22 protein-coding genes are annotated in these 22,996 nt (G+C 53.1%); 17 read left to right on the plus strand and 5 right to left on the minus strand.

The annotated features are described in order from the left end of the window. Window positions 1–8: 8 nt before the first annotated feature. From OGX99_RS23895 to OGX99_RS11990, 3 genes are all read right to left on the minus strand, one after another. The gene (locus OGX99_RS23895; RefSeq protein ID WP_497496740.1) at window positions 9–92 is read right to left on the minus strand and encodes an Rpn/YhgA-type helix-turn-helix domain-containing protein; all 84 of its coding nucleotides are present in this window, start codon (window positions 90–92) and stop codon (window positions 9–11) included. 8 nt (window positions 93–100) lie between these two features. Further along, window positions 101–1,519: a deoxyribodipyrimidine photo-lyase gene (gene phrB, locus OGX99_RS11985; RefSeq protein ID WP_151219534.1), complete on the minus strand. Its 1,419-nt coding sequence runs from the start codon at window positions 1,517–1,519 to the stop codon at window positions 101–103. A 125-nt stretch (window positions 1,520–1,644) separates the two neighbouring features. Further along, window positions 1,645–1,851 (minus strand): YbfA family protein, encoded by a 207-nt coding sequence (locus OGX99_RS11990; RefSeq protein ID WP_151219533.1) that lies wholly within the window; start codon window positions 1,849–1,851, stop codon window positions 1,645–1,647. A 308-nt stretch (window positions 1,852–2,159) separates the two neighbouring features. Between OGX99_RS11990 and kdpF the strand changes: the two genes are divergently transcribed. The 9 genes from kdpF to potE all read left to right on the plus strand — a co-directional run bounded on the left by kdpF (window position 2,160) and on the right by potE (window position 14,217). Then, window positions 2,160–2,249 carry a K(+)-transporting ATPase subunit F gene (gene kdpF / locus OGX99_RS11995; RefSeq protein WP_001670793.1) on the plus strand — a complete coding sequence of 30 codons (90 nt, stop codon included), beginning with the start codon at window positions 2,160–2,162 and terminating at the stop codon, window positions 2,247–2,249. Further along, on the plus strand, window positions 2,249–3,928 hold the full coding sequence (kdpA, locus tag OGX99_RS12000) for a potassium-transporting ATPase subunit KdpA (protein WP_286543654.1): 1,680 nt from the start codon (window positions 2,249–2,251) through the stop codon (window positions 3,926–3,928). The genes kdpF and kdpA overlap by 1 nt, the downstream gene beginning before the upstream one ends. Before the next feature lie 20 nt (window positions 3,929–3,948). Continuing rightward, a complete protein-coding gene (kdpB, locus tag OGX99_RS12005) occupies window positions 3,949–5,997 on the plus strand; it encodes a potassium-transporting ATPase subunit KdpB (protein WP_151219531.1) in 2,049 nt (682 codons plus the stop codon). Between the two features lie 8 nt (window positions 5,998–6,005). Next, window positions 6,006–6,572 carry a potassium-transporting ATPase subunit KdpC gene (kdpC, locus tag OGX99_RS12010; protein WP_286543656.1) on the plus strand — a complete coding sequence of 189 codons (567 nt, stop codon included), beginning with the start codon at window positions 6,006–6,008 and terminating at the stop codon, window positions 6,570–6,572. A gap of 10 nt (window positions 6,573–6,582) precedes the next feature. Beyond that, window positions 6,583–9,267 carry a two-component system sensor histidine kinase KdpD gene (gene kdpD / locus OGX99_RS12015; protein WP_210904826.1) on the plus strand — a complete coding sequence of 895 codons (2,685 nt, stop codon included), beginning with the start codon at window positions 6,583–6,585 and terminating at the stop codon, window positions 9,265–9,267. Beyond that, the gene (kdpE, locus tag OGX99_RS12020) at window positions 9,264–9,941 is read left to right on the plus strand and encodes a two-component system response regulator KdpE (RefSeq protein WP_005121396.1); all 678 of its coding nucleotides are present in this window, start codon (window positions 9,264–9,266) and stop codon (window positions 9,939–9,941) included. The genes kdpD and kdpE overlap by 4 nt, the downstream gene beginning before the upstream one ends. A 277-nt stretch (window positions 9,942–10,218) precedes the next feature. After that, window positions 10,219–10,323 (plus strand): leader peptide SpeFL, encoded by a 105-nt coding sequence (gene speFL / locus OGX99_RS12025; protein ID WP_114149115.1) that lies wholly within the window; start codon window positions 10,219–10,221, stop codon window positions 10,321–10,323. Window positions 10,324–10,702: 379 nt separating this feature from the next. Continuing rightward, on the plus strand, window positions 10,703–12,901 hold the full coding sequence (gene speF / locus OGX99_RS12030; protein WP_286543658.1) for an ornithine decarboxylase SpeF: 2,199 nt from the start codon (window positions 10,703–10,705) through the stop codon (window positions 12,899–12,901). After that, entirely contained in the window at window positions 12,898–14,217 is a 1,320-nt protein-coding gene (gene potE / locus OGX99_RS12035) for a putrescine-ornithine antiporter (RefSeq protein ID WP_151219527.1), read from the plus strand. The genes speF and potE overlap by 4 nt, the downstream gene beginning before the upstream one ends. A 69-nt stretch (window positions 14,218–14,286) precedes the next feature. Here potE and pgm read toward each other — a convergent pair whose 3' ends face one another. Both pgm and seqA read right to left on the minus strand, forming a co-directional pair. Continuing rightward, a complete protein-coding gene (pgm, locus tag OGX99_RS12040; RefSeq protein WP_187252807.1) occupies window positions 14,287–15,927 on the minus strand; it encodes a phosphoglucomutase (alpha-D-glucose-1,6-bisphosphate-dependent) in 1,641 nt (546 codons plus the stop codon). 24 nt (window positions 15,928–15,951) lie between these two features. Then, on the minus strand, window positions 15,952–16,494 hold the full coding sequence (gene seqA / locus OGX99_RS12045; RefSeq protein WP_151219526.1) for a replication initiation negative regulator SeqA: 543 nt from the start codon (window positions 16,492–16,494) through the stop codon (window positions 15,952–15,954). A gap of 193 nt (window positions 16,495–16,687) precedes the next feature. On the opposite strand from seqA, the gene ybfF reads away from it, so the two are divergent. The 8 genes from ybfF to tcuB all read left to right on the plus strand — a co-directional run bounded on the left by ybfF (window position 16,688) and on the right by tcuB (window position 22,982). Then, a complete protein-coding gene (ybfF, locus tag OGX99_RS12050) occupies window positions 16,688–17,461 on the plus strand; it encodes an esterase (protein ID WP_286543660.1) in 774 nt (257 codons plus the stop codon). Between the two features lie 128 nt (window positions 17,462–17,589). After that, a complete protein-coding gene (gene ybfE / locus OGX99_RS12055; RefSeq protein WP_151219688.1) occupies window positions 17,590–17,877 on the plus strand; it encodes a LexA regulated protein in 288 nt (95 codons plus the stop codon). A 155-nt stretch (window positions 17,878–18,032) separates the two neighbouring features. Further along, complete coding sequence (gene fldA, locus OGX99_RS12060; RefSeq protein ID WP_003022839.1) at window positions 18,033–18,563, plus strand: flavodoxin FldA; 531 nt, start codon at window positions 18,033–18,035, stop codon at window positions 18,561–18,563. A gap of 210 nt (window positions 18,564–18,773) precedes the next feature. Further along, window positions 18,774–18,860, plus strand: a complete 87-nt coding sequence (locus OGX99_RS12065) for a ryhB-regulated fur leader peptide (protein ID WP_049259739.1) — start codon at window positions 18,774–18,776, stop codon at window positions 18,858–18,860. Continuing rightward, window positions 18,853–19,299, plus strand: coding sequence for a ferric iron uptake transcriptional regulator (gene fur / locus OGX99_RS12070; RefSeq protein ID WP_003022836.1), 447 nt, complete (start codon window positions 18,853–18,855; stop codon window positions 19,297–19,299). Before OGX99_RS12065 ends, fur begins: the two co-directional genes overlap by 8 nt. Window positions 19,300–19,428: 129 nt before the next feature. After that, window positions 19,429–20,355 carry a tricarballylate utilization LysR family transcriptional regulator TcuR gene (gene tcuR / locus OGX99_RS12075; protein ID WP_151219523.1) on the plus strand — a complete coding sequence of 309 codons (927 nt, stop codon included), beginning with the start codon at window positions 19,429–19,431 and terminating at the stop codon, window positions 20,353–20,355. Between the two features lie 97 nt (window positions 20,356–20,452). Then, window positions 20,453–21,856, plus strand: a complete 1,404-nt coding sequence (tcuA, locus tag OGX99_RS12080; protein ID WP_210904824.1) for an FAD-dependent tricarballylate dehydrogenase TcuA — start codon at window positions 20,453–20,455, stop codon at window positions 21,854–21,856. Then, entirely contained in the window at window positions 21,843–22,982 is a 1,140-nt protein-coding gene (tcuB, locus tag OGX99_RS12085; RefSeq protein WP_151219522.1) for a tricarballylate utilization 4Fe-4S protein TcuB, read from the plus strand. The genes tcuA and tcuB overlap by 14 nt, the downstream gene beginning before the upstream one ends. The last annotated feature ends 14 nt before the right edge of the window (window positions 22,983–22,996 follow it).

Genomic DNA, 22,996 nt, shown 5'->3' on the forward strand with positions numbered 1-22,996 from the left:
TTTGGCGATTATGCATGGCTTACAGCCAAATCCGTTTCAGAAACACCTGTCACCAGTTTTACCATTTCGCGATCTATTCCCTGCTCCAACATGGTTTACGCTATCCTTTACGTGCCGCCTCATAGGCCGCCAGCGTTGCCAGCCTTGCCTGTTTGTGATCGACAATCGGACGAGGATAGTTGAGCGACACCTGCGCTTTTTCAGCCCACGTCCACGGGTCATGAATGGCTTTCCCCGGCACTTCACGCAGTTCCGGCAGCCATTGGCGGATAAACTCGCCGTCACGGTCAAATTTTTCGCCCTGAGTTGTAGGGTTAAAGATACGGAAATACGGCGCAGCGTCGGTTCCGGTTGAGGCAGCCCACTGCCAGCCACCGTTATTGGCCGCCAGATCGCCATCGATCAGCTGCGACATAAAATATTGCTCGCCTTTACGCCAGTCGATTAGCAGATCTTTGACTAAAAAACTGGCCGTAATCATGCGTAATCGATTATGCATCCAGCCTGTAGCGTTGAGCTGACGCATCGCCGCATCGACAATAGGGTATCCGGTATTCCCCGTTTGCCAGGCCTGCAAATGTGTCGGGTTATTCTGCCATTGCACACGATCGGTCCAACGGATGAACGGCTGATGCCGGCACAGCGCCGGATGATAAGCCATCAGATGACGATAAAATTCACGCCAAATAAGTTCGTTCAGCCAGACGCTGCCCGCCCCGCCCTCCAGAGCCTGCGGCTGCTCCGCGATCAGTCGATTCAGGCACTGGCGCGGCGAAAGCCCGCCTGTCGCCAGGTTCGCGGACAATCGGCTGGTACCGTCAACCGCCGGAAAATCACGTAGTTGCTCATATTCTCCCGCGGCCTGCTGGCAAAACTTACGTAATTGCGCGATCGCTAATTTCTCTTCTGCCGCAAATAGCTGCGCATCAAAATCTTGCTGCGAATAGCTCAGCGTTATTGATGTTAACGGAACATCAAGCGCACCGCTTTCTCTCACCTTCGGCGCGCTAACGCATTCTGGAACCCCCTCTTTAACTCGCTTCAGCCAGGCATTTTTAAACGGTGTAAAGACTTTATACATCTCATGATTGCCGGTCATGACTGACCCCGGAGGCAGGATCACGCTGTCGTCAAAACCTTCGCACACCACATGGAGTAATGATTTCTCGACGGCGGCATCACGCTGACGTTCGTTTATTTCGTATTGATAGTTATAAAATAACCGGCTGACGTTATGCTGTGCGCAGACGTTTTTGACGGTTTCTACGCTGGCCGCGAAATCTGCAACTTCATCAAACAAGAGCGGGATGCCCTTTTCCGTCAACGCCGCCTGCAAGGCATTCAACTGCGCATTCACAAACGCAGCCTGACGTGGGGCCATTTCGTGGGCTTTCCACTGCTCAGGAGTAGAGATATAGAGCGCTAAAACTTGCGCGGAAGGATCGCGACAGGCTGCCGCTAACGCGAGGTTGTCATGCAGACGTAAATCACGTCGAAACCAGACCAGATGGGTGGTCATAATACTCCCGGATATAAATTAGTCATTGCCACGCTTTGTTCATTACACCGACAAGTGTAGACATCTGCACATAAAAAAAAACCGCCACATTGCTGTGAGCGGTTTTTTTGAGCAAGAACGATAACTTAGTAGAAATCGCAGGTGGCTTTTTCAGCCTGCTCCATCCACACCGGTTTATCGCTGGTTTTAGACCATACGCGATGCAGATAGCTGTAAAAACGGGCGCGGTCTTTCCAGAAAAGCATGACCGGTAGCGCCAGCACGCCCGCCACAACGGCAAAGGTACGGCGTAAGAAAACAATGTGTGCTGGATACTCTTTATATAAGTCCATAATCCTCTCCCATATATCTGTTCGGTGAATCGCACCGGAAAAATAAATTTGGTTAACTGATGAAAATAATACCGCTTTGTGTGTAATTTTGCTACTCATCCGACCACTTATTTTTATCTATTGATGCTCCGTTTAGCTTAAAACTGTAATTAAGTTACATAAAAGTTAAATTAATACTAATCATTAGTTAAATAATGGTTTTTGCCATTTTTATACTTTTTTTATACCCCGCCCGCTGATTTTTGCGAAATCTTTGCAGGTAAAAATCTACGCTCTGGTTATCACATTTATGCCACTGGAGGTGCACTGTGAGTGCAGGCGTGATAACCGGCATTGTGCTGGTCTTTTTATTATTAGGTTACCTGGTGTATGCCCTGATTAATGCGGAGGCGTTCTGATGGCGGCCCAAGGATTCTTACTTATTGCCAGTTTCTTGCTGGTGCTGTTTGTCATCGCCAGACCGTTAGGGTTCGGGCTGGCTCGACTGATCAACAATACATCCCTGCCGGGTCTGGCTGGCGTGGAGCATCTGCTCTGGCGCGGTCTGGGCATCTCGCAGCAGGAGATGAACTGGCGGCAGTATTTGCTGGCTATCCTCGCGCTCAATGTGCTTGGCCTGTTGGTCCTGTTTTCGATGCTGATGGCGCAAAACCTGCTGCCGTTAAATCCACAGCAACTGCCAGGGCTTTCGTGGGATCTGGCGCTCAACACCGCAGTGAGTTTTGTCACTAATACCAACTGGCAATCCTATGCTGGCGAAACCACCTTAAGCTATTTCAGCCAGATGGCCGGGTTGACCGTGCAGAACTTCCTGTCTGCGGCGACCGGTATTGCGGTGATTTTTGCCCTGACTCGCGCCTTCACGCGCCAGAGTATGAATACGCTGGGCAACGCCTGGGTCGATTTGATTCGCATTACGCTGTGGATCCTGGTTCCCATCGCGTTGATCATTGCTCTGTTCTTCATTCAGCAAGGTACGTTGCAAAATCTATTGCCTTATCAGCCCATTACCACCCTTGAAGGGGTGAAACAACTGCTGCCAATGGGGCCGGTCGCCTCACAGGAAGCGATTAAGATGCTCGGTACAAACGGCGGTGGTTTCTTTAATGCAAACTCATCACATCCGTTTGAAAACCCAACCGCGCTGACCAACCTGGTCCAAATGCTGGCCATTTTCTTAATTCCCACCGCCTTGTGTTTTGCCTTTGGTGATGTGGTGGGCGATCGCCGCCAGGGGCGGACCCTACTGTGGGCCATGTCACTGATTTTTGTGGTCTGCGTAGCCGTCGTGATGTGGGCCGAAGTTCAGGGCAACCCGCACCTGATGGCATTCGGTGCAGACAGCAATATCAACATGGAAGGTAAAGAGAACCGCTTTGGCGTGCTGGCCACGAGTCTGTTTGCCGTCGTCACGACAGCCGCATCCTGCGGTGCTGTTGATGCGATGCATGACTCCTTCACTGCACTGGGCGGCATGGTACCGATGTGGTTAATGCAGATTGGCGAAGTGGTCTTCGGCGGTGTGGGTTCAGGTCTGTATGGCATGCTGTTATTCGTGTTGCTGGCGGTATTTATCGCTGGGTTAATGATTGGCCGCACGCCGGAATATCTGGGTAAGAAAATCGACGTGCGCGAAATGAAAATGACCGCGTTGGCGATTCTGGTCACCCCTACGCTGGTTCTGCTCGGTACGGCGATAGCGATGATGTCCGAAGCTGGCCGCAGCGCCATGCTAAACCCGGGTCCACACGGGTTTAGCGAAGTGCTGTATGCCGTGTCGTCTGCCTCGAACAATAACGGTAGCGCATTCGCCGGATTAAGCGCCAATAGCCCGTTCTGGAACTGCCTGCTGGCCTTGTGCATGTTCTTCGGCCGCTTCGGCGTGATCATTCCCGTGATGGCGATTGCCGGATCGCTGGTCAGTAAAAAGATCCAGCCAGCAAGCCCCGGCACGCTACCTACCCATGGCGCACTGTTTGTTGGGTTGTTAATCGGTACGGTGTTACTGGTTGGCGCTCTCACCTTTGTTCCTGCCCTGGCGCTTGGCCCAGTCGCAGAATACCTGTCATTACACTAAGTGATGCGGAGCACATTACTATGAGTCGCAAGCAACTGGCGCTGTTCGAACCCTCTCTGGTCGCACAAGCGCTGATGGACGCCGTGAAAAAATTAAGCCCACATACCCAGTGGCGTAATCCGGTGATGTTTATCGTCTGGTTGGGCAGTCTGTTAACGACCCTGTTAACCGTGGCGATGGCAACAGGCCATATGCCGGGCAGCCCGAGGTTTACCGGCGCGATAAGTCTGTGGCTGTGGATTACCGTTCTGTTCGCCAATTTTGCTGAAGCGCTGGCGGAAGGACGCAGTAAAGCTCAGGCCAACAGCCTGAAAGGCGTCAAAAAAACCGCCTTCGCCCGCAAACTTCGCGAACCGAAATACGGCGCGGCGATGGATCACGTCCCCGCAGATGATCTACGTAAAGGCGACATCGTGCTGGTGGAAGCTGGCGATATTATTCCGTGTGACGGCGAGGTGATCGAAGGCGGCGCGTCGGTAGATGAAAGTGCCATTACCGGTGAATCCGCACCTGTGATTCGTGAATCCGGTGGTGATTTCGCCTCCGTCACTGGCGGCACCCGCATTCTCTCCGACTGGCTGGTTATCGAATGCAGCGTAAACCCCGGTGAAACGTTCCTCGACCGGATGATCGCCATGGTTGAAGGCGCACAGCGGCGTAAAACGCCCAATGAAATCGCCCTGACAATCCTGCTGATTGCCCTGACCATTATCTTTTTGTTGGCGACCGCCACGCTATGGCCGTTTTCCGCCTGGGGAGGAAGCGCAGTCAGCGTCACGGTGTTGGTTGCGCTGCTGGTGTGTTTAATCCCTACGACGATAGGCGGGCTGCTCTCCGCGATTGGCGTCGCCGGGATGAGCCGTATGCTGGGCGCGAACGTCATCGCCACCAGCGGACGTGCCGTAGAGGCGGCAGGTGATGTGGACGTACTACTGCTGGATAAAACAGGCACTATTACGCTGGGTAATCGTCAGGCTTCAGATTTTCTGCCCGCTCAGGGTGTAGACGTCAAAACGCTGGCCGATGCCGCGCAGCTTTCATCCCTGGCCGATGAAACACCGGAAGGCCGCAGCATTGTTGTCCTGGCTAAACAGCGCTTTAATCTGCGTATTCGCGACGTGCAATCGCTGCACGCCACCTTTGTGCCGTTTACCGCCCAAAGCCGGATGAGCGGCATCAACATTGACAACCGTATGATCCGCAAAGGCTCGGTTGATGCCATTCGTCGTCACGTTGAAGCCAACGGCGGCCACTTTCCTGCCGATGTGGAGCAGAAGGTCGAAAACGTCGCTCGTCTTGGCGCAACGCCGCTGGTGGTGGCCGAAGGCTCTCACGTACTGGGTGTGATTGCCCTGAAAGATATCGTAAAAGGCGGAATTAAAGAACGTTTTGCCCAACTGCGTAAAATGGGGATCAAAACGGTGATGATCACCGGTGACAACCGCCTGACCGCCGCAGCAATCGCCGCAGAAGCCGGTGTGGATGACTTCTTAGCGGAAGCCACACCGGAAGCCAAGCTGGCGCTAATTCGTCAGTATCAGGCGGAAGGTCGTCTGGTGGCGATGACCGGCGACGGAACCAACGATGCTCCAGCCCTTGCGCAGGCCGATGTTGCCGTTGCCATGAACTCCGGAACCCAGGCAGCGAAAGAAGCGGGCAACATGGTGGACCTCGACTCCAATCCCACCAAACTGATTGAAGTGGTGCACATTGGTAAACAGATGCTGATGACGCGCGGTTCGCTGACCACCTTCAGTATCGCCAACGACGTAGCGAAGTATTTTGCCATCATCCCGGCCGCATTCGCCGCCACCTACCCGCAGCTCAACGCGCTGAACGTGATGGGGCTGCATTCGCCGGACTCGGCGATCCTCAGCGCGGTCATCTTTAACGCGCTGGTCATCGTCTTTCTAATCCCACTGGCGCTGAAAGGCGTGAGCTACAAACCGTTGTCCGCATCCGCGATGTTGCGCCGCAATTTGTGGATCTATGGTCTGGGCGGTTTGGTTGTGCCGTTTATCGGTATCAAAGCGATTGATTTACTGCTGACCCTGCTGGGTCTGGTGTGAGGTTTCAGATGAGTGGATTACGTCCTGCATTATCAACATTGATTTTCCTGATGCTTATCACCGGTGGTGCTTATCCGCTGCTGACCACTGCGTTGGGGCAATGGTGGTTTCCCCACCAGGCTAACGGTTCGCTTCTGCGCGAAGGTGAGACTGTTCGCGGCTCTGAGCTTATTGGGCAACAGTTTACCGCTGCCGGTTATTTTCAGGGACGCCCCTCAGCGACAGCGGAAATGCCCTATAATCCAATGGCTTCAGGCGGCAGTAATCTGGCAGCCAGCAACCCGGAACTGGATAAACAGCTACAAAGCCGGATTGCCGCGCTGCGTGCCGCCAACCCGCAGGCAAATCCTGCGGTTCCGGTTGAACTGGTAACAGCTTCTTCCAGCGGACTGGATAACAACCTGACGCCAGCCGCAGTAGCCTGGCAAATTCCCCGTGTGGCGCAGGCTCGCAACCTCAGCGTTGAAGAGGTTACGCGGTTGGTTGCACAATATACGCAAAAGCCGTTGGTCAGTTTTATCGGCCAGCCGGTGGTGAACCTGGTGGAACTTAATTTAGCGCTGGATAAGCACTGAGAAAAAGGACATGCATAACGAACCGTTACGCCCCGACCCCGATCGCCTGCTGGAGCAGACCACCGCTCCGCACCGGGGAAAACTGAAAATTTTCTTCGGTGCCTGCGCGGGCGTCGGCAAAACCTGGGCCATGCTGGCGGAGGCCCAGCGACTGCGGGCGCAAGGGTTAGATGTGCTGATTGGCGTGGTGGAAACCCACGGGCGCAAAGAGACCGCCGCGCTGCTGGACGGTCTCAGCATCCTGCCGCTCAAGCGGCAGTCACGTCATGGTCGTCATATCAGCGAGTTCGATCTCGACGCTGCGCTGGCCCGCCGTCCGGCGCTCATTTTGATGGATGAACTGGCGCACAGTAATGCGCCAGGCTCACGGCATCCTAAGCGTTGGCAGGACATTGAAGAGCTGCTGGAAGCTGGCATTGACGTTTTTACTACCGTCAACGTGCAACATCTGGAAAGTCTCAATGATGTGGTCAGCGGCGTTACCGGCATTCAGGTTCGCGAAACCGTCCCCGATCCTTTTTTCGATGCCGCCGACGATGTGGTGTTGGTCGATCTTCCCCCCGACGATTTACGCCAGCGTCTGAACGAAGGCAAGGTCTACATCGCCGGCCAGGCGGAAAGAGCCATCGAGCATTTCTTTCGCAAAGGTAATCTGATTGCACTACGTGAACTGGCCCTGCGCCGTACGGCCGATCGGGTGGACGATCAGATGCGCGCCTGGCGGGGACGTCCGGGTGAAGAAAAAGTCTGGCATACCCGCGACGCTATTTTACTGTGCATTGGGCACAACACCGGCAGCGAAAAACTGGTACGTGCCGCCGCACGTCTGGCAGCGCGTCTGGGTAGCGTCTGGCATGCGGTGTATGTCGAAACGCCAGCGCTGCACCGACTGCCCGAAAAACAGCGCCGCGCGATTTTAAGCGCTCTGCGACTGGCCCAGGAGTTAGGCGCAGAAACCGCCACCCTTTCCGATCCCGCCGAAGACAAAGCGGTAATCCGCTATGCCCGCGAGCATAATCTGGGAAAAATTGTGCTCGGGCGTCCAACGACGCGACGCTGGTGGCGCAGCGACTCCTTTGCCGACAAACTGGCCCACCGCGCACCCGATCTCGACCTGATGATTGTCGCCCTCGATGAGCCCCCTTCACGTCCAGTGCTGCAAACCGCAGACAGCCGTACCTTTAAGGATAAATGGCGGGTACAAATTCAGGGGTGCGTGGTCGCTGTTGCGCTATGCGCCATCATTACGCTAATCGCCATGCAGTGGCTGATGGCGTTTGACGCCGCCAACCTGGTGATGATCTATTTATTGGGCGTGGTGGTTATCGCACTCTTTTACGGACGCTGGCCGTCCGTTCTGGCCACTTTTATTAACGTCGCCAGCTTCGATCTCTTCTTTATTGCTCCGCGCGGGACGCTGGCCGTTTCCGACGTCCAGTACCTGCTTACCTTTGCCGTAATGCTCACGGTAGGGCTGGTTATCGGTAATCTGACCGCCGGGGTGCGGTATCAGGCACGGGTAGCGCGTTATCGTGAACAGCGTACGCGTCATTTGTATGAGATGTCCAAAGCGTTGGCCGTCGGACGCAGTCAGACGGATATCGCCGCCACCAGCGAACAGTTTATCGCTTCAACGTTTCAGGCCCGTAGCCAGGTTTTACTGCCCGGCGAAAACGGTAAGCTGGCCCCTCTCACTCATCAACAGGGCATGACACCGTGGGATGACGCCATTGCCCAATGGAGCTTTGATAAAGGGCAACCCGCCGGCGCAGGCACCGATACGTTACCCGGCGTGCCGTATCAAATTTTACCGTTAAAAAGCGCCGACAAAACGCATGGATTGCTGATCGTGGAACCGGGAAATTTACGCCAACTGATGATCCCTGAACAGCAACGCCTGCTGGAAACCTTCACGTTGCTGGTCGCCAGTGCGCTGGAGCGCCTGACGCTGACTGCCAGCGAAGAGCAGGCTCGCTTTGCCAGCGAGCGCGAAAGTATTCGCAACGCCCTGCTCGCAGCCCTGTCCCACGATTTGCGCACGCCATTGACGGTGTTGTTCGGCCAGGCAGAAATCTTAACGCTGGATCTGGCAAGCGAGGGATCGCCGCACGCACGCCAGGCCAGCGAGATTCGCCAGCACGTTCTGAACACGACCCGACTGGTGAATAACCTGCTGGATATGGCGCGAATTCAGTCTGGCGGCTTTAATCTTAAGAAGGAGTGGTTAACGCTGGAAGAGGTGGTGGGTAGCGCCCTGCAGATGCTGGAGCCAGGTCTCTCTGCCCCAATAAATCTGTCGTTACCAGAACCGTTGACATTGATTCACGTCGATGGCCCACTCTTTGAACGGGTGCTGATTAACCTGCTGGAAAACGCCGTCAAATACGCGGGTCCACAGGCGCAGATCGGTATTGATGCCAGCGTCAATGGAGAACACCTGCAATTAGACGTCTGGGATAATGGGCCGGGTGTTCCGTCGGGTATGGAACAGCGCGTTTTTGACAAGTTCTCCCGAGGGAATAAAGAGTCATCGGTGCCAGGCGTCGGGCTGGGGCTGGCAATTTGTCAGGCCATTGTGGACGTGCATGGCGGGACTATTTCTGTCCACAATCGCGCGCAGGGAGGAGCATGTTTTCGTGTTACACTGCCCCAGGAAATCCCCCCTCAACTTGAAGATTTTCATGAGGATATGTGACGAACGTACTGATTGTTGAAGATGAACAGGCCATTCGCCGCTTTCTGCGCACCGCGCTGGAGGCCGATGGCCTACGTGTATTTGAAGCGGAAACGCTGCAACGCGGTCTGCTGGAAGCCGCCACGCGAAAACCCGATCTCATCATTCTCGATCTTGGCCTGCCGGATGGCGACGGCATTGATTTTATTCGCGACCTGCGTCAATGGAGCGCGATTCCAGTGATTGTGCTTTCAGCCCGCAGTGAGGAAAGCGATAAAATCGCCGCGCTGGATGCCGGAGCCGATGACTATCTCAGCAAACCTTTTGGTATTGGCGAGCTACAGGCGCGATTGCGCGTGGCATTGCGTCGCCACGCCAGTGGGACGTCTCCCGAACCGGTCGTACATTTTTCTAATGTTAAAGTGGATATCGCTGCTCGCCTCGTACACCGAGGTGATGAAGAAATTCACTTGACGCCGATTGAGTTTCGCCTGTTGGCGGTACTGCTGAATAATGCCGGGAAGGTACTGACGCAACGTCAGTTATTGAATCAGGTTTGGGGACCAAACGCCGTCGAACACAGTCACTATCTGCGCATTTATATGGGACACTTGCGCCAGAAGCTGGAACTGGACCCGGCCCGCCCGCGTCATTTTCTGACCGAGACCGGAATTGGTTATCGGTTTATGCCTTGAATTTTTATTCATTTATTTTGATTAAATAACAAATATATTATCTATTATCCTTAAGGCTGCATAATATTTATTACGCAGCCGATAAGGTTATACTCAAAATAATAAAATACAAATAAATAACATATAAACAACAAAACAGCATCTTATCTCACGATATGCATAATCGGCGACTAAATATTTTGGAAACGATCATTTTTTATTGATCTTCTTCACAGTTCATAGCCATTTCCTGGATAAAATACCCACACCTTCCACTTATCCAGTAAAGGTAACCAAAATGGAAAATAATAGCCGTACAATGCCACATATAAGGCGAACAACGCATATTATGATGTTTGCCCACCGCAATAGTTTCGACTTTCATTTCTTTAATGCCCGTTAGTCTTCCGACTAAGGGCACTCCAGTATACAGGTCATCCTGACTCTCTGTATCGCAGATATATACCCAATAGATTTCGAGTTGCATCAAGACGGCGATGCAGCGAAGCCCGGGAGCGTACATCAGTACGTGACTGGGATAAGCGAGTAAAGCCAACACAGATGCAGCTTGAAAGACGACGGGTATAATGCCTGTATCCACAGTGCTCTCCCTGCATAACCCTGTATTACCTGTGACCGGACCGGTTAGGGTTTATTGCATCTTCAAAAAAGCAATTTACTGATTTATTTATCAGCGGTATTACTTTGCTTTTTTTCCGGAGTTATCAATTTCTCATTTGAGAAATTGAGGACCTGCTATTACCTAAAATAAAGAGATGAAAATGTCTGAATTAAAAATTGCCGTAAGCCGTTCCTGTCCTGATTGTTTTTCTACGCAGCGCTCCTGCGTAAATATCGATGAAAGTAATTTCATTGATGTTGCTGCCATCGTGTTATCCATCAATGATATTGAACGAGGAAAACTCGATGAAATTGACGCCACCGGCTACGGCATTCCCGTTTTTATCGCCACCGAAAATGAAGAGCGTGTTCCAGCAGAGTATCTGCCACGGATCTCCGGCGTATTCGAATGCAATGAAGCCCGCTCAGCATTTTATGGTCGTCAGTTAGAAACCGCCGCCAGCCACTACGAAACGCAACTACGTCCCCCGTTCTTCCGCGCATTGGTCGATTACGTCAATCAGGGTAACAGCGCATTTGATTGTCCAGGTCATCAGGGGGGCGAATTTTTCCGTCGCCATCCTGCGGGTAATCAGTTTGTGGAGTACTTCGGCGAAACGCTTTTCCGCTCTGATTTGTGTAATGCCGATGTGGCAATGGGTGATTTGTTGATCCACGAAGGTGCGCCTTGCATCGCCCAACAGCATGCGGCCAAAGTGTTCAACGCGGATAAGACCTACTTTGTCCTGAACGGAACCTCATCATCAAACAAAGTGGTGCTTAACGCGCTGCTCACCCCAGGCGATCTGGTGTTGTTTGACCGCAACAACCACAAGTCAAACCACCACGGCGCGTTATTACAGGCCGGGGCCACGCCGGTCTATCTGGAGACTGCACGCAACCCGTACGGCTTCATCGGCGGGATTGACGCTCACTGCTTTGAAGAAAGCTATCTGCGAGAAAGGATCGGTGAAGTCGCGCCAAAACGTAAAAATGATGTCCGTCCATTCCGACTGGCCTTGATTCAGTTAGGTACCTACGATGGCACCATCTATAACGCGCGTCAGGTAGTGGATAACATCGGTCACCTGTGCGACTACATCCTGTTTGACTCCGCGTGGGTGGGCTATGAGCAGTTCATTCCGATGATGGCCGATTGTTCTCCATTGTTGCTGGATCTGAATGAAAACGATCCTGGTATTCTGGTCACCCAGTCGGTACACAAACAGCAGGCGGGTTTCTCCCAGACATCGCAGATCCACAAAAAAGACAGCCATATTAAAGGCCAGTCTCGCTACGTGCCCCATAAACGAATGAATAACGCGTTCATGATGCACGCCTCCACCAGCCCGTTCTATCCGCTCTTTGCCGCGCTCGACATCAACGCCAAAATGCATGAAGGCATCAGCGGGCGCAACATGTGGATGGACTGCGTCGTCAACGGAATTGATACGCGTAAATTGATCCTGGAAAACTGCCACCATATCCGGCCATTTGTGCCTGAGATGGTGGAAGGTAAACCGTGGCAGGCTTATTCCACCGCTGAAATTGCCAGCGATCTACGTTTCTTCCATTTTGTTCCTGGTGAACACTGGCATGCCTTTGAAGGCTACGCCGAACACCAGTACTTTGTGGATCCATGCAAACTGCTGCTCACCACACCGGGGATCAAAACGCGTAACGGCGAATATGACACGTTCGGCGTTCCGGCCACCATTCTGGCTAACTTCCTGCGGGAAAATGGCGTAGTTCCCGAAAAATGCGACCTTAACTCCATCCTGTTCCTGATGACCCCGGCAGAAGATATGGCGAAGATGCAGCAACTTGTCGCCCTGCTGGTGCGTTTCGAAAAACTGCTGGAAGCCGATGCCCCGCTGGCTGAGGTTCTGCCCTCTCTCTACAAACAACATGAAGCCCGTTATGACGGTTATACCCTGCGTCAGCTGTGTCAGGAAATGCACGATTTGTACGCCCGTCACAACGTGAAACAGCTACAGAAAGAGATGTTCCGTAAGGATCATTTCCCGCGCGTCAGCATGAATCCCCAGGAGGCCAACTACGCCTATCTGCGCGGTGAAGTTGAGTTGGTGCGACTACCGGACGCGGAAGGCCGAATCGCCGCGGAAGGTGCGTTGCCTTATCCTCCTGGCGTGCTGTGTATGGTTCCGGGTGAAATCTGGGGTGGTTCAGTATTGCGTTACTTTAGCGCGCTGGAAGAGGGAATCAATCTGCTGCCGGGTTTTGCGCCTGAACTTCAGGGTGTCTACATCGAAGAACACGACGGGCGTAAACAGGTGTGGTGCTATGTCATTAAGCCAAAAGACGCGCAAGACGATCTGTTGAAAGGGGAAATGTTATGAGCAAAGCCAAATCCAACAAAATGGGTGTCGTCCAGCTCACCATCCTGACCATGGTCAATATGATGGGCTCAGGGATCATCATGTTGCCTACCAAACTTGCAGAAGTCGGCACCATTTCGATCATCTCGTGGCTGGTGACCGCTGTCGGTTCAATGGCACTGGCGTGGGCCTTCGCAAAATGCGGTATGTTCAGTCGTAAATCCGGTGGTATGGGCGGTTATGCTGAATATGCCTTTGGCAAATCCGGTAACTTTATGGCGAACTACACCTATGGCGTTTCGCTGTTAATTGCCAACGTGGCTATCGCTATCTCCGCCGTGGGCTACGGTACCGAACTGTTTGGTGCCACATTGACACCCGTGCAGATTGGCCTGGCCACTATCGGCGTGCTGTGGATCTGCACCGTCGCTAACTTTGGCGGGGCACGTATTACTGGGCAGCTCAGCAGTATCACCGTCTGGGGCGTTATTATTCCGGTTGTCGGTTTGTGCATCATCGGCTGGTTCTGGTTCAGTCCGACGCTGTACGCTAACTCCTGGAACCCACACCACGTCCCGTTCTTCACGGCGGTCGGTTCTTCGATTGCGATGACCCTGTGGGCTTTTCTCGGTCTGGAATCGGCCTGCGCTAACGCCGAAGTGGTTGAAAATCCGGAGCGCAACGTACCCATCGCTGTACTGGGCGGTACGTTGGGCGCGGCAGTGATTTACATCATTTCGACCAATGTGATCGCCGGGATTGTGCCAAATATGGATCTGGCTAACTCCACTGCGCCTTTCGGTTTGGCCTTTGCGCAGATGTTCACCCCGGAAGTCGGTAAAGTGATCATGGCGTTGATGGTGATGTCCTGCTGTGGTTCACTGCTGGGCTGGCAGTTTACTATCGCTCAGGTCTTTAAATCGTCGGCTGATGAAGGTTACTTCCCGAAAATCTTCTCCCGTGTAACTAAAGTGGATGCGCCGGTTCAGGGAATGCTGACCATCGTAATAATCCAGAGTGGCTTATCGCTGATGACCATCAGCCCGTCGCTGAACAGCCAGTTCAACGTGCTGGTCAACCTGGCTGTCGTGACGAATATCATCCCGTATATCTTGTCGATGGCCGCACTGGTTATTATTCAGAAGATGGCGAATGTCCCATCGTCAAAAGCGAAACCAGCAAACTTTGTCGCGTTTATTGGCGCATTATACAGCTTCTATGCACTCTACTCCTCTGGCGAAGAAGCAATGCTGTATGGTTCTATCGTGACTTTCCTCGGCTGGACGCTGTATGGTCTGGTCTCACCGCGTTTTGAACTGAAAAATAAACATAGTTAAATATCGGCACAAAAAAGCCCGGTAGCGCTAGCTTACCGGGCCTATAAAACGCGTCAGTGCGAACAGTACTTACGCGTTTTTCAACACTTCGCTGACAATCTCGACCGCCTCTTTCTCGATCTGCTTGCGGTGCTCTTCACCGAGGAAGCTTTCGCAGTAGATCTTGTAAGCGTCTTCTGTACCGGAAGGACGTGCGGCAAACCAGCCGTTGTCGGTCATCACTTTCAGACCACCGATAGAAGCACCGTTACCCGGTGCCGACGTCAGACGTGCGGTGATCGGGTCACCCGCAAGTGTGCTGGCACTCACCATTTCCGGAGACAGCTTAGACAGCGCCGCTTTCTGCGCAGAGGTCGCGCTGGCCTGCAGGCGGTTGTAGCTCGGCGCGCCAAAACGAGCAGCCAGCTCGTTGTAGTGCTCTTGCGGGTTTTTACCGGTCACTGCGGTAATTTCAGCCGCCAACAGACACATGATGATGCCGTCTTTATCCGTTGACCACGGTGTACCATCGAAACGCAGGAAAGAGGCACCCGCGCTCTCTTCACCGCCAAAACCAAAGCTGCCATCAAACAGACCGTCAACGAACCATTTAAAGCCAACCGGGACTTCAACCAGTTTACGCCCTAAAGCATTCACCACGCGGTCAATCATCGCCGAAGAAACCAGCGTCTTACCGACGGCAACGTCTTTGCCCCACTGTGGACGGTGCTGGAACAGGTAGTTAATCGCCACCGCCAGGTAGTGGTTCGGGTTCATCAGACCAGCGGGCGTGACGATGCCATGACGGTCGTAATCCGGATCGTTGGCAAAAGCGAGATCGAACTTGTCGCGCAGCGCCAGCAGGCCCGCCATCGCGCACTCGGAGGAGCAGTCCATACGGATCGCACCGTCTTTGTCGAGATGCATAAAGCGGAAAGTCTGATCAACGTGATCGTTAACAATAGTCAGGTTGAGGTTGTAGTGCTTCGCAATACGCTTCCAGTATTCGATACCGGAACCGCCCAGCGGATCGACACCCAGCGTCAGGCCCGCTTTCTGAATCGCCGCCATGTCGACGATGTCAGCCAGTCCTTCCACGAAAGGCTGCACCAGATCCTGTTCTTTAACATGACCGGATGCCAACGCAGCATCCAGCGACATGCGCTTCACGCCTTGCAGACCGTCGGCCAGCAGCGCGTTGGCTCTGTCTTCAACCACTTTGGTAACATTAGTATCAGCCGGACCACCGTTAGGCGGATTGTACTTAATACCGCCGTCTTCCGGCGGGTTGTGAGACGGCGTGATCACAATGCCATCAGCCAGCGGGCCGCCTTTTTTATTATGGACCAGGATTGCATTCGACACGGCAGGCGTTGGCGTAAAGCCGTTATTTTCCTGCACGATGACATCAACGCCGTTCGCCGCCAGCACTTCCAGTACAGAGATGAAAGCCGGTTCAGACAACGCGTGGGTGTCCTTGCCCACATAGCACGGGCCAGTAATCCCGTTTTTCGCACGCTCTTCAGCAATCGCCTGAGCGATAGCCAGAATATGCGGCTCGTTAAAACTATGACGACCTGCACTGCCGCGATGTCCGGACGTACCGAACTTGACGGCGTGCTCAGCGTTCCCTGCTGTTGGTTTCAGTACGTAGTACTGTGCCGTCAGTTGGGCGACGTTAATCAAATCACTCTGTTGTGCAGGTTGACCTGCACGGTTGTGGATTGCCATTGCCTGGTCCTTCTAATGCAAGGATTAAATTGTTCCGCAAACCTTTTCAATCAATTCCGCAGGGAATTGCATTGACTGCATGATGTGCTCAACCATGCTGCATTTACGGCCGGTATTGGTATTGGTGATCACCCAGTACGGCGTGCCTGGCACGTGCTTCGGTTTGGTTTGATTACCATTTTTCAACAGCGTCTGTTCATCCGCTGCAAAATAAACGCGCGTACGTCCGTGCAACGATTCCGTTGCTTCGGCGAACGCGTTGTGATCCAGTGAATAGAGTGTAGACAGCACCAGCATAAAGCGATTTACTGCTTTCTTCTGTTCAGCGTATTCGTCGGACAGCAGCAGTTCACGCATCGCGCGCACTTTATCTTTTACGGGGTTAACCGGCTTGGCTTCCACGACAGCTTGCACAGCGCGGACTTCTTTTACTACCGGAATGACAGGCTGTGATGCGGCGGAAAATTTCAACATACGCCGTAAAATGTCGGATGCGCTCTCGCCGATATGCTTGGTGTGGCTGGCAATATAGCTATAGAGTTCATCATCAACTTCAATCGTTTTCATCTTAATCCAGTGCAGTGTTTAGCTGAATACAAGTTGTTGGGTCAACACGCGTAGTGTAAAGGCAAATCCCAACAGCGGATAGCGTCAAGCCTGGTGGCACGCAAAACTCGGAGTAACCGTAGTTGTTGCAGCCATGTGGCAGAATGGTCAACATGATACCCTAACCCGTCAGTGTGAAAAAAAGAACTTTGCCATGAAATTGAATATCCGAGCGCAATCTGCGCAAAACCTGCACAATAATTCTCCCATCGTCCTGGTTCACGGCCTGTTTGGCAGTCTGGATAACCTCGGGATCCTGGCACGCGATCTAGTGGCCGATCACGATATCATCCAGGTTGATATGCGAAATCATGGCCTCTCCCCTCGTTCACCTGAGATGAATTATCCGGCTATGGCGCAAGATCTGCTGGATACACTGGACGATCGGCAGATCGAAAAAGCGATCTTTATTGGTCACTCGATGGGTGGCAAAGCCGTCATGGCGCTGACCGCGTTGGCCCCTGAACGTGTCGAACGGCTGGTCGCCATCGACATTGCTCCCGTTGACTACCATGTTCGCCGCCACGATAAGATTTTTGCTGCCATTAACGCGGTAACTGACGCGCAATCCTCTTCGCGTCAGCAGGCGGCGAGCGTTATGCGTCAGCACCTGCATGAAGAAGGTGTGATCCAGTTTCTGCTGAAATCCTTTGTTGACGGCGAGTGGCGCTTTAATGTTCCTGTGCTGTGGGATCAATATCCTCATATCGTCGGTTGGGAGACCATTCCGGCATGGGAGCACCCGGCGCTGTTTATCCCGGGTGGCAATTCACCGTATGTTACCGAAGCGTATCGTGACCAACTGCTGGCGCAATTCCCGCAGGCTCGGGCGCACGTTATAGCAGGTGCCGGGCATTGGGTGCATGCAGAAAAACCGGAGGCGGTGCTGCGCGCCATCCGTCGTTATCTGAATGAACAGGCTAACTGATTAAAAACTCAGCGTCTGTGCGCGATTACGCGCGTGGACGTTGGCGTGTCTCCCCTGCTGATGTATTATGGCGCGCTATCCATCCGGGCAGACGCCTGGCTGATTGTTTCCCCGAAGTCACCAAGATCATGGCCAAAGAACAAACGGACCGTACGACATTAGATCTGTTCGCGCAGGAGCGTCGCCCGGGACGACCCAAAACTAATCCGTTCTCGCGTGATGAACAGTTACGTATTAACAAACGTAATCAGCTTAAACGCGATAAAGTTCGCGGGCTTAAGCGTGTCGAACTGAAACTGAACGCTGATGCCGTTGACGCTCTGAACGAGCTGGCCGAGGCGCGCAACATGAGTCGCAGTGAACTCATCGAAGAGATGCTGATGACCCAACTCAGCGCGTTGCGCGATCAGGCATAGTCTGAATTTCTGCTCTAAATCATAAATCGTGTAGCACAGAGTGCAGTCCTGTGTGTTTGCTGTTTCCGCATGCCTGACTGTTCTGCTATGATTGCCCTTATCCGTGGGCAATGCGCCACCACCATTTCAATAAGTTTCAAGAGGTTATTTTACTCATGGCAATCACTGGCATCTTTTTCGGCAGCGACACCGGTAACACCGAAAATATCGCAAAAATGATTCAAAAACAGCTTGGTAAAGACGTTGCCGACGTTCATGACATTGCAAAAAGCAGCAAAGAAGATCTCGAAGGGTATGACATTCTGCTGCTTGGCATTCCAACCTGGTACTACGGTGAAGCACAGTGTGACTGGGACGATTTCTTCCCTACCCTCGAAGACATTGATTTTAACGGTAAACTGGTTGCATTGTTCGGCTGCGGCGACCAGGAAGATTACGCAGAATACTTCTGCGACGCGTTAGGTACCATTCGCGACATCATCGAACCGCGCGGCGCAACCATCGTTGGTCACTGGCCGACTGCAGGTTATCACTTTGAAGCGTCCAAAGGTCTGGCTGACGACGACCACTTTGTCGGGCTGGCTATCGATGAAGACCGTCAGCCTGAGCTGACCGCAGAGCGCGTAGAAAAATGGGTTAAGCAGATCTCTGAAGAGCTGCACCTCGACGAAATCATCAATGCCTGATTTTGTACGGCGTAGATTTCTATCTGCGCCGCATCAATAGATAAAACCAATCAAAATAATTGCTACAAATTTGTAACTTTTCCGTCTGACCCTGTACAATGGCTGGATGCCAATCGGGTGTTGCACAGTGTGTTTGTCGGCGATACCACGTTTTGATTAACAATATTTGCCAGAGACTTGCAGTTTTCATTTAGCCATGGCAGTTCTATAATGAATCGCATTATCTCAAGTGCAATTTCTGTCACTTCTGTTAATGAAGTGAATCGTTTAGCTACAGGACAGATTCCGCATGACTGACAACAATACCGCATTAAAGAAGGCTGGCCTGAAAGTAACGCTTCCTCGTTTAAAAATTCTGGAAGTTCTTCAGGAACCGGATAACCATCACGTCAGTGCGGAAGACTTGTACAAACGCCTGATCGATATGGGTGAAGAAATTGGTCTGGCGACCGTGTATCGCGTGCTGAACCAGTTTGATGATGCCGGTATCGTGACCCGCCATAATTTTGAAGGTGGTAAATCCGTCTTCGAACTGACTCAACAGCATCATCACGATCACCTCATTTGCCTCGACTGCGGCAAAGTGGTCGAGTTCAGCGATGATTCCATCGAAGCGCGCCAGCGTGAGATTGCGGCTAAACATGGTATTCGTTTAACCAACCATAGCCTGTATCTTTACGGTCACTGCGCCGAAGGTGATTGTCGCGAAGATGAGCACGCGCACGACGGCAAGTAATGTGATGCTTTCTGAAAAGCCAACCATCCGGTTGGCTTTTTTTATGCACGTTTTCAGCCCGTTCCCCCCTTCCCTCCACTCTTGTGTTGCTTTAATGTAAAAATCAATTGTCCCTTCCGGAGAATCGAAATGGAACTTCGCCAGCTACGTTATTTTGTTCGCATTGTCGAAACTGGCAGCATGGGTAGTGCGGCGCTCGATCTCAATATTGGGGTTTCGGCACTCAGCCAGCAAATGTCCCGCCTGGAAAATGAACTTGCTATTCGCCTGCTGCAACGCACCTCGCGTGGCGTGACGCCCACCAGCGCCGGGCTGGCATTTTACGCCCAGGCGCAGCTGGCGCTCCGTCACGCAGACGATGCAATCCTCGCCGCACGAGAATCCCGCCTTTCCGGACACGTCAGCGTCGGCATGGCCCCCAGTACCGCTTCCATTCTCGGCATGCCTTTTATCAACGCCATGCGAGAGACCTATAGTGATGTCCGTCTGCATGTGGTGGAAAGCCTCTCTGGTAACCTGGAACGAATGATCAGCACTCGTCAGATTGACCTGGCCGTTGTGTTTCAAAAAGAAAAGCTCCTGCGCTGGAGCGCCAGACCGATTCTCGAAGAGCGGCTGTTTTTAATTGGCACTCATGCTTTACTGGCTGATATTACTGATGACAATATTGCTCCAGCCCAATTGGCACATATTCCATTGATAATGCCTAGCCCAGGCCACGGTCTGCGCGGCAGACTGGAAGCGATTTGTCAGGAACACGCGCTACGCATTGAGATCGCAACAGAAATTGATGGTCTGGCGCTACTAATGCGCGCCGTTCGCAGTGGGATCGGCGCTACTCTCCAGCCCGGCGCGGCAATTTCCCATCTCGATAAAGAGACGCTAAGAGTGATCGGCGTCCATAATCCAATACTGAGTCGCCCCAACTTTCTGGTCAGCCTCTCTGACGATGAACTCACCCCGGCGGGGCTCGCAGCCCGCGTGGTGCTGACGAAAGTGATGCATCAACTGGTAGAAGCGGGACGCTGGCCTGGCGCTATCCTTTACAATAACTAAAACCCCCTTTAGCACTGCGTTATAGCGCCCGCACAAGCTGCACGTATACATTTCAATTACAAATTTAACAATTAGTTAAATGGTAATGGAGTATACGATGGTTGACGTTCTGGTGATTGGCGGTGGCAATGCCGCGTTATGTGCTGCCCTAACCGCCCGGGAGCAAGGAGCTTCGGTACTCCTGCTCGAAGCAGCCCCCCGGGAATGGCGCGGGGGAAACTCCCAACACACGCGTAATCTGCGCTGTATGCATGATGCGCCGCAGGATGTGCTGGTGGAAAGCTACCCTGAAGAGGAGTATTGGCAGGATCTGCAGCGCGTCACGGAGGGCAATACCAACGAAGCCTTGGCACGTCTGGTGATCCGCACCTCTTCACAATGCCGCGACTGGATGCGCCGACACGGCGTGAATTTTCAACCTCCCCTCTCTGGCGCTTTACACGTGGCGCGAACCAACGCCTTTTTTATGGGCGGCGGGAAAGCCCTCGTGAATGCCTATTATCGCAGCGCAGAAAAGTTAGGTGTGCAAATCCGCTATAACACCCCGGTACAGGCGCTTGAACTGCATAACGGCGAATTCGTGGCGGCGCTGGCGGGCAAAGAGCGTATTACAGCGAAATCCTGCGTGCTTGCCGCTGGCGGGTTTGAATCAAACCGCGAATGGCTACGTGAAGCCTGGGGGGAAAATGAACGCGGTGAGTGGCCTGCGGATAACTTCCTGATTCGCGGCACACGCTTTAATCAGGGCGTACTGCTCAAATTTATGATCGACGCCGGGGCGGACATCATCGGCGACCCCTCCCAGTCACACTGTGTAGCCATTGATGCCAGAGCACCATTATATGACGGCGGAATATGCACCCGCGTGGACTGCGTTTCGCTTGGCATTGTCGTCAACCGTGACGCTGAGCGTTTTTATGATGAAGGCGAAGATTTCTGGCCCAAACGCTACGCCATCTGGGGACGACTGGTCGCCCAACAGCCAGGGCAGATTGGTTACTCCATTATCGACAGTAAGGCCATCGGCCACTTCATGCCACCGGTCTTTCCTGGCGCACAGGCCAATACGCTGGCGGATCTGGCGCATCAGTTGGGTCTCAATGCTGAACGTTTTACCCACACCGTAACGCAGTATAACAACGCCTGCCAGCCAGGCCATTTCGACCATACCATTCTGGATAACTGCACGACGAAAGCGTTAGCCCCCGCAAAGACACACTGGGCGCGACCGCTGGACCAGCCGCCTTACTACGGGTATGCCCTGCGGCCAGGGATCACCTTCACCTATCTCGGATTGAAAGTGAATGAACGCGCTGCCGTACACTTTGCAGGGCTTCCAAGCCGCAACCTGTTCGTCGCCGGAGAGATGATGGCAGGCAATGTGCTGGGCAAGGGCTACACCGCAGGCGTGGGGATGTCGATCGGCACCACTTTTGGCCGCATTGCCGGAAAGGAGGCTGCTCTGGCAGCACAGAAGGAGGTACGTTATGAAACAGCTTGAGAAATTGATCATCGACGCGCAAATCATCACCGAGTCGGAAGCTGAAGTTGAACGTGTGATGCAGGTGTGTAACGCCTGCCGCTATTGTGAAGGATTTTGCGCCGTGTTCCCGGCAATGACGCAGCGTCTGGAATTCGGTAAAGCGGATATCAACTATCTGGCGAACCTGTGCCATAACTGCGGCGCCTGCCTGCACGCGTGTCAGTATGCCCCGCCTCATGAATTTGCCATCAACGTGCCGAAGGCAATGGCGGAAGTCCGGCTGGAAACCTATCAGCACTACGCACAACCCGCCGCCTTTGGTGCGCTTTATCGTCGTGCTGGCGTCACCGTGACGCTGGCACTGGTTTTCGGTCTGATCCTGTTTTTACTTCTCGCCATGGGGTTAAAGGGCTCGTTACTCCATCCTCCACTGGCCGGTGATTTCTATCAAATTTTCCCGCATAACCTGCTGGCCTGGATGTTTGGTTCAGTCTTTATTCTGGCAATCGTTCTGCTGATGGCGGGCGTTATCCGATTCTGGCGCGAAATTTCTCCGGGAATACCGCTTTCCACCGACATTGCTGAAGCCTCACACAATGCGCTGACGCTGAAATATCTCGATGGTGGGCACGGCAAAGGGTGTAACGAAGCAGATGATGCCTTCACCCTGATGCGCCGCCGTTACCATCACTTTACCTTCTACGGTTTTATGCTCTGTTTTGCCGCCACAGTGGTGGCGACGGGCTATCACTATTTCGCAGGTATTGAAGCGCCCTATCCGTTCCTCAGCGTGCCGGTAATATTGGGCACATTAGGCGGTATTGGCCTGATTATCGGCCCAGCGGGTTTGTTATGGCTGAACGTTAAGCGTTCACCGCTGCATGGCGACGCACGGCAAAAACCGATGGATCGCGGTTTTATTTTACTGCTGCTGCTGACCAGTCTGACCGGTTTAGCGCTTCTGGCGGGAAGAGACACGTCATGGATGGCTGTTTTACTCGCCATTCACCTCGGCGTGGTCATGGCGCTCTTTCTGACCATTCCTTACGGAAAATTTGCCCATGGATTTTACCGCTGCGCAGCCTTACTCAAGTGGGCGATTGAGAAACGGCGCGGCAAACAGGCGGGGATCACAGACAACTAACCCGCACACTCTTA

This window comes from Citrobacter sp. Cu096, from assembly GCF_030332285.1.
GTDB classification, from domain to species: domain Bacteria; phylum Pseudomonadota; class Gammaproteobacteria; order Enterobacterales; family Enterobacteriaceae; genus Citrobacter; species Citrobacter meridianamericanus.

Bases quoted from the DNA above. Each gene is read 5' to 3' on its own strand.
- kdpA (WP_286543654.1), top strand. From the start codon at position 2,249: ATGGCGGCCCAAGGATTCTTACTTATTGCCAGTTTCTTGCTGGTGCTG.
- kdpC (WP_286543656.1), top strand. From the start codon at position 6,006: ATGAGTGGATTACGTCCTGCATTATCAACATTGATTTTCCTGATGCTT.
- fur (WP_003022836.1), top strand. From the start codon at position 18,853: ATGACTGACAACAATACCGCATTAAAGAAGGCTGGCCTGAAAGTAACG.
- speF (WP_286543658.1), top strand. From the start codon at position 10,703: ATGTCTGAATTAAAAATTGCCGTAAGCCGTTCCTGTCCTGATTGTTTT.
- OGX99_RS11990 (WP_151219533.1), bottom strand. From the start codon at position 1,851: ATGGACTTATATAAAGAGTATCCAGCACACATTGTTTTCTTACGCCGT.
- tcuR (WP_151219523.1), top strand. From the start codon at position 19,429: ATGGAACTTCGCCAGCTACGTTATTTTGTTCGCATTGTCGAAACTGGC.
- ybfF (WP_286543660.1), top strand. From the start codon at position 16,688: ATGAAATTGAATATCCGAGCGCAATCTGCGCAAAACCTGCACAATAAT.
- OGX99_RS23895 (WP_497496740.1), bottom strand. From the start codon at position 92: ATGTTGGAGCAGGGAATAGATCGCGAAATGGTAAAACTGGTGACAGGT.
- fldA (WP_003022839.1), top strand. From the start codon at position 18,033: ATGGCAATCACTGGCATCTTTTTCGGCAGCGACACCGGTAACACCGAA.
- potE (WP_151219527.1), top strand. From the start codon at position 12,898: ATGAGCAAAGCCAAATCCAACAAAATGGGTGTCGTCCAGCTCACCATC.
- pgm (WP_187252807.1), bottom strand. From the start codon at position 15,927: ATGGCAATCCACAACCGTGCAGGTCAACCTGCACAACAGAGTGATTTG.
- phrB (WP_151219534.1), bottom strand. From the start codon at position 1,519: ATGACCACCCATCTGGTCTGGTTTCGACGTGATTTACGTCTGCATGAC.
- kdpB (WP_151219531.1), top strand. From the start codon at position 3,949: ATGAGTCGCAAGCAACTGGCGCTGTTCGAACCCTCTCTGGTCGCACAA.
- kdpD (WP_210904826.1), top strand. From the start codon at position 6,583: ATGCATAACGAACCGTTACGCCCCGACCCCGATCGCCTGCTGGAGCAG.
- ybfE (WP_151219688.1), top strand. From the start codon at position 17,590: ATGGCCAAAGAACAAACGGACCGTACGACATTAGATCTGTTCGCGCAG.
- tcuA (WP_210904824.1), top strand. From the start codon at position 20,453: ATGGTTGACGTTCTGGTGATTGGCGGTGGCAATGCCGCGTTATGTGCT.
- OGX99_RS12065 (WP_049259739.1), top strand. From the start codon at position 18,774: ATGAATCGCATTATCTCAAGTGCAATTTCTGTCACTTCTGTTAATGAA.
- tcuB (WP_151219522.1), top strand. From the start codon at position 21,843: ATGAAACAGCTTGAGAAATTGATCATCGACGCGCAAATCATCACCGAG.
- speFL (WP_114149115.1), top strand. From the start codon at position 10,219: ATGGAAAATAATAGCCGTACAATGCCACATATAAGGCGAACAACGCAT.
- seqA (WP_151219526.1), bottom strand. From the start codon at position 16,494: ATGAAAACGATTGAAGTTGATGATGAACTCTATAGCTATATTGCCAGC.